Annotated in this window: 7 protein-coding genes and 1 pseudogene; 7 read left to right on the plus strand and 1 reads right to left on the minus strand. The window is 69.6% G+C overall.

The features are described from left to right. The 7 genes and pseudogenes from RMO85_RS01785 to RMO85_RS01815 all read left to right on the plus strand — a co-directional run. Positions 1-731: phosphoribosylaminoimidazolesuccinocarboxamide synthase (locus RMO85_RS01785; RefSeq protein ID WP_310526094.1), on the plus strand; the 731-nt coding region annotated here is incomplete at its 5' end. Next, positions 731-1,165, plus strand: a complete 435-nt coding sequence (locus tag RMO85_RS01790; RefSeq protein WP_310526095.1) for an SRPBCC family protein — start codon at positions 731-733, stop codon at positions 1,163-1,165. The genes RMO85_RS01785 and RMO85_RS01790, both read left to right, overlap by 1 nt. A gap of 45 nt (positions 1,166-1,210) precedes the next feature. Beyond that, positions 1,211-2,767: a long-chain fatty acid--CoA ligase gene (locus tag RMO85_RS01795; protein ID WP_310526097.1), complete on the plus strand. Its 1,557-nt coding sequence runs from the start codon at positions 1,211-1,213 to the stop codon at positions 2,765-2,767. After that, a complete protein-coding gene (locus RMO85_RS01800; RefSeq protein ID WP_310526098.1) occupies positions 2,767-2,949 on the plus strand; it encodes a hypothetical protein in 183 nt (60 codons plus the stop codon). The genes RMO85_RS01795 and RMO85_RS01800 overlap by 1 nt, the downstream gene beginning before the upstream one ends. A gap of 37 nt (positions 2,950-2,986) precedes the next feature. Further along, positions 2,987-3,229: a phosphoribosylformylglycinamidine synthase subunit PurS gene (purS, locus tag RMO85_RS01805; protein ID WP_310526099.1), complete on the plus strand. Its 243-nt coding sequence runs from the start codon at positions 2,987-2,989 to the stop codon at positions 3,227-3,229. Then, a pseudogene (purQ, locus tag RMO85_RS01810) lies at positions 3,226-3,894 on the plus strand (phosphoribosylformylglycinamidine synthase subunit PurQ). The gene purS and the pseudogene purQ overlap by 4 nt, the downstream one beginning before the upstream one ends. Next, positions 3,891-4,340 carry a DUF3817 domain-containing protein gene (locus RMO85_RS01815; protein ID WP_310526101.1) on the plus strand — a complete coding sequence of 150 codons (450 nt, stop codon included), beginning with the start codon at positions 3,891-3,893 and terminating at the stop codon, positions 4,338-4,340. The pseudogene purQ and the gene RMO85_RS01815 overlap by 4 nt, the downstream one beginning before the upstream one ends. Positions 4,341-4,462: 122 nt before the next feature. On the opposite strand, the gene RMO85_RS01820 is transcribed toward RMO85_RS01815, so the two are convergent. Then, on the minus strand, positions 4,463-5,372 hold a 910-nt coding region (locus tag RMO85_RS01820), incomplete at its 5' end, for a glycoside hydrolase domain-containing protein (RefSeq protein WP_310526103.1).

Consider the following 5,372-nt stretch of genomic DNA (forward strand, 5'->3'; position numbering starts at 1 on the left):
CCACGATCCCCGACAAGGGCGAGATCCTGACCCGGATGTCGCTGTGGTGGTTCGACCAGCTCAAGGGCCTGGTCCCCAACCACGTCATCTCCTCGGAGGTGCCCGCTGAGGTGGCCGGCCGTGCGGTCATCTGCGAGTCGCTCGACATGTATCCGGTCGAGTGCGTGGCGCGCGGTTACCTCACCGGCTCGGGCCTGATCGACTACCGCCGCACCGGCGAGGTCTGCGGCAACGTCCTGCCCGCCGGTCTGCAGGACGGCTCGCGGCTCCCGGAGCCGATCTTCACGCCCGCGACCAAGGCTGCGGTGGGCGACCACGACGAGAACGTCGACTATCGGGCGGTCATCGAGGCCGTCGGTGACGACGAGGCGGCCGAGCTGCGGATGCTGACGATGGAGGTCTACGAGCACGCCCACGACCTCGCGCGCCAGCGCGGCATCATCCTGGCCGACACCAAGCTCGAGTTCGGCGTCCGGCCCGGCGGCACCACTGTCCTGGCCGACGAGGTGCTGACTCCCGACTCCAGTCGCTTCTGGCAGGCGGCCGAGTGGCAGCCCGGCCGCGCGCAGGCGTCGTACGACAAGCAGATCGTCCGGGACTGGCTGACCGGCGACTCCGGCTGGGCCCGCACGAGTGGCGAGGCCCCGCCGCCGCTGCCGTCCGACGTCGTGGACCGGACGCGCGCGAGGTACGTCGAGGCCTACGAGCTGCTCACCGGGCAGAGGTTCTGATGGCGCGCCGCTTCCGGGCGACGGTGGACTTCGCCGTCCCCAGCAGTGTCGCCTTCGACTACCTAGGCGACCCGCGCAACCGGCCCGAGTGGCAGTCGTCGCTGCTCTCGGTGACGCTGGCGGACCGGGACGCCCAACCGCACCTCGGCCAGACGTGGCGCGAGACGACCATGGTGGGCGTGTGCCCCCGGATGGAGATCACCCGCTTCGAGCGTCCCGACGTCTGGGCCGAGCGCGGCACCTGGCGCGGCATCGAGGCCACATTGGTGCTCAGCTTCGAGGAGCGCAGCCAGGGTTGTCGCGTCGTCGCCGAGGGTGACATCAGTGGACGTCGCGCGTACGCCGCAGCCGCGGCCGTCGCCGGGAGACTGGCCGGCCTCGCGATCGGTGGCGACCTGCGCAAGGCCGCCCGGATCCTCGAGCGCCGAGCCTGATCTGAGGGGTGACGCCGCTCACGTGCGCTCTGTAGGTTGACCGACATGCCATCCCTCGCATCGCTCCTAGAGAACTCCGCCACGACGTACGCCGACCGCGAGGCCGTCGTCCTCGGTGATGTCCGCCTGAGCTACGCCCAGGTCAACGGCGCCGCCAACCAGGTGGCAAACCTGCTGGTCTCGCGCGGGATCGAGCCGGGGGACAAGGTTGCGATCAGTTGCCCCAACCTGCCGTTCTTCCCGATCGTCTACTACGGCATCCTCAAGGCCGGAGCGACCGTCGTCCCCCTCAACGTGCTGCTCAAGGGACGCGAGGTGGCCTATCACCTGGCCGACTCGGACGCGAAGGCCTACTTCTGCTTCCAGGGCACCGCGGAGCTGCCGATCGGCGCGGAGGGGCACGCGGGATTCGAGCAGACCGACTCGTGCGAGCACTTCTTCATGATCACCGTCGACCCGGCGGCGCCGTCGCCGATCGAGGGCACCGAGACCCTGGGGCAGGCCATGAGCGGCCAGCCGCCGACGTTCGACACCGTCGGGGTCAGCGACGACGACACGGCCGTCATCCTCTACACCTCGGGTACCACCGGCCAGCCCAAGGGCGCCGAGCTGCGCCATCGCAACATGTACTCCAACGCGCTCGCCGGCGACAGGCTCTTCGGCGCCGACGCGGCCCGGCCAGACACCTACCTGTGCGTGCTGCCGCTGTTCCACTCGTTCGGGCAGACCGTGATCATGAACGGCGGCTTCGCCTACGGCGGCACTGTCGTCATGTTGCCGCGGTTCGAGGCCGACCCGGCCCTGAAGACCATGGCCAAGGAGAAGGTCACCTTCTTCGCCGGAGTGCCGACGATGTACTGGGGCCTCCTCGGTGCCCTCGAGGACTCGGGCGTCGACGTCGCCGAGCTCGCCGCCAACCTGCGCGTCGCGGCAGCCGGCGGTTCCGCACTGCCGGTCGAGGTCCACAAGGAGTTCGAGCGGCGGTTCGGCGTCACCATCCTGGAGGGCTACGGCTTGTCCGAGACCTCGCCGGTGGCCAGCTTCTCGCCGTACGGCGAGGAAGTGCGCGTGGGCTCGATCGGGCTGCCGATCCCGGGGGTGGAGATGAAGCTGATCAGTCCCGAGCCGGGAGAGTGGTCCGACGCGGACGGCGAGATCGGCGAGATCGCGATCAAGGGCCCGAACATCATGAAGGGCTACTACAACCGGCCCGAGGCGACCGCCGAGGCGATCCGCGACGGCTGGTTCCGCTCCGGCGACCTGGGCCGCAAGGACGACGACGGCTACTACTACATCGTCGACCGGTCCAAGGACATGATCATCCGCGGCGGCTACAACGTGTACCCGCGTGAGATCGAAGAAGTCCTGCTGACCCACCCGGGCGTCAGCCTGGCGGCCGTGATCGGGGTGCCGCACGAGAGCCACGGCGAGGAGATCAAGGCCGTGGTCATCCGCAACAAGGACACCGACCTGACCGAGGACGAGCTCATCGCGTGGGGCAAGGAGCAGATGGCCGCCTACAAGTATCCCCGCATCGTGGAGTTCGTCGACGCGCTGCCGATGACGGCCACCGGCAAGATCCTCAAGCGCGAGCTGTCCTGATGCGCCCGCTCTTCTTTGTCCTCGGTGGTCTGCTCGTCGTCGTCGGCGGCGTCTGGACCTTCCAGGGCCTGGGCTACCTCGAGGGCAGCCCGATGACCGGCGTCGACACCTGGGCGATGATCGGTCCGGTCGTCGCGGGGCTCGGGGTGGCCCTGGTGATCGTGGCCGCGCGTCGCCGATAGGATCGCCCACGCAATCCCCCGACGCTCAGGAGCGCCCGTGGCCCGTTACGTGGTCGATGTCATGCCCAAGCCCGAGATCCTCGACCCCCAGGGCAAGGCCGTGCTCGGTGCGCTGCCGCGCCTCGGCTTCGCCGGTGTCGTCGAGGTCCGGCAGGGCAAGCGTTTCGAGGTCGAGATCGAGGGCGACCCGACCGCCGAGTCGCTCGCCGAGGTTCAGCAGATGGCCCGGACGCTGCTGTCCAACCCGGTGATCGAGGACTTCGAGGTCCACCCAGCATGAAGATCGGGGTCGTCACGTTCCCCGGCTCGCTCGACGACGTCGACGCGCGGCGCGCCGTCACGTTCGGCGGTCACGAAGCCGTTGCCCTGTGGCATGGCGACCACGACCTCCGAGGCGTCGACGCGGTCGTGCTGCCCGGTGGCTTCTCGTACGGCGACTACCTCCGCTGCGGCGCCATCTCGCGCTTCGCCCCGGTGATGACCGAGGTGATCGAGGCCGCAGGCAGGGGCATGCCGGTCCTCGGCATCTGCAACGGCTTCCAGATCCTGTGCGAGTCGCACCTGCTCCCGGGCGCACTGATCCGCAACGACCACCGCAAGTTCGTCTGCCGCGACCAGCGGCTGCGGATCGAGAACGCCTCGACCCCGTGGACCACTGCCTACGCACCCGGCGCCGAGATCACCGTCGTGCTCAAGAACGGTGAGGGCGGCTACGTCGCGGACGAGGCCACCCTCGACCTGCTCGAGGGCGAGGGCCGGGTCGTCGCGCGGTATCTCGGCGACAACCCGAATGGATCGCTGCGCGACATCGCCGGTATCACCAACGAGCGCGGCAACGTGGTCGGCCTGATGCCGCACCCCTAGCTCGCCGTCGAGGACCTCTGCGGCCCCGGCACCGACGGGCTGGGGTTCTTCACGTCGCTGGCCGCGGCCGCGTTCGCGTGAGCGGACTGACTCCTCGCCGGCTGTTCCGTGCGCTCGCCGTTGCCGAGGCGATCACCTGGGCGTTGCTGCTGTGCGGCATGTTCTTGAAGTACGTCACGCACACCACTGAGCTGGGCGTGCGCATCTTCGGCATGGCGCACGGCGTCGTGTTCATCGCCTACTGCCTGGTCACCGTGGTCGTGGCGGTGGACCAGCGCTGGGCGCTGCCGCGGTCCGCGCTCGGCCTGGCCGCAGCCGTGCCGCCGTTCGCGACGTTGCCGTTCGAGGTGTATGCCGATCGCCGGGGGCTGCTCGGCACGCAATGGCTCTCGACGCCGGAGAGCCCGACCGTGCCGCAGCGAGCGGTGTGCTGGCTGCTCCAGCACCACCGGCTGGCCGTGGGAGTGCTGGTGCTCGCCGTCGGCGTACTCACCGCTCTCGCGCTGATCGTCGGCCCGCCCGGCTGATCGGCCCGCTCGGCTGGCTGACACCGCATGTAACACGCTGTCCGGTGCTCTGCCACGTCGTTGCAACGTCGCGCAAGTGCACCGGACGACGTGTTACAACGAGCTCAGACGATGCGCCAGGCTCAGAAACGACCTCGGGCCAACCGTCGCCAGGTGGGTGCATCGGTCGTGCCGCTGGGCTGTACGCCGACCCGCGCCTGGTAGGCCAGCAGGGCTGTTCGGGTTGCCTCGTCAAACGTTCCCGTCACCTCGACCTGCTGCCGCGCAGCGGTCAGCGCCCGCTGAAGTCGAGCAACCGCGGGCACGGTGGCTCCGACGTCCAGCACCGGCCGGTCCTGGCCGACAAGCAGTGAGACCCAGTTCTTGCGGCGCCAGGTGCCGGTGGGGGTGAAGCGGCGCGACTTCATCCACGCGCCAGCGGCTCGTCGGGTCGCGCGGTCGTAGACGCCGTCCAGCGCGCCGGTGTAGCGCTTCTTCTCCTTGAGCAGGCACTGGAGAGCGAGGGTGCGGGTCTGGCTGGCCGCCCCCGGCTTGAGCGTGTAGTAGGTCGGGAAGTCGACGCGGGTGCCGCCGCAGTGCGTCTCGGTCACCGGCTTCGGCTCGGGAGCGGGCACGGGCGTCGGCGGAGGAGCCGTGCCAGCCGCGCCGAGCTCGAGGTAGTTGCTGTCGATGTTGATGGTGACCCCGCCCCACGTCTCGTTGTGGCCACCCTTGAACTGCTTCATCCGGCCGCCGGGCCGCCAGCCGTCCTCGCCGATGTAGGTGGTCGACGTGTTGGCGACCCCGTCCCAGCGCGCGATCCAGATGCGGTCCGGCAGGGCGAACTGTCCGGGGCGGCTGATGCGCGCGTCGTCGAGCATCTTGATGCCGGTGCTCGCGCTGGAGTAGAACCCGGCGACGTAGCCGAGCTCCTTGGTGCGGGTGACCCAGGCGCTGACGAAGGCCAGGGCGGACTCGCGACAGTGGGTGTCGGCGAGGTTGAAGGACTCGAGGTCGTACCACAGCGTGCTGCCCGGACCGATGCCGAGCGCC

Origin of the sequence: Nocardioides sp., from assembly GCF_031422975.1 — a bacterium.
Lineage (GTDB): Bacteria > Actinomycetota > Actinomycetes > Propionibacteriales > Nocardioidaceae > Nocardioides.

What these genes read in the sequence shown, in the direction of transcription:
- RMO85_RS01795 (WP_310526097.1), top strand. Translation starts at nt 1,211, where the DNA reads ATGCCATCCCTCGCATCGCTCCTAGAGAACTCCGCCACGACGTACGCC.
- RMO85_RS01790 (WP_310526095.1), top strand. Translation starts at nt 731, where the DNA reads ATGGCGCGCCGCTTCCGGGCGACGGTGGACTTCGCCGTCCCCAGCAGT.
- RMO85_RS01800 (WP_310526098.1), top strand. Translation starts at nt 2,767, where the DNA reads ATGCGCCCGCTCTTCTTTGTCCTCGGTGGTCTGCTCGTCGTCGTCGGC.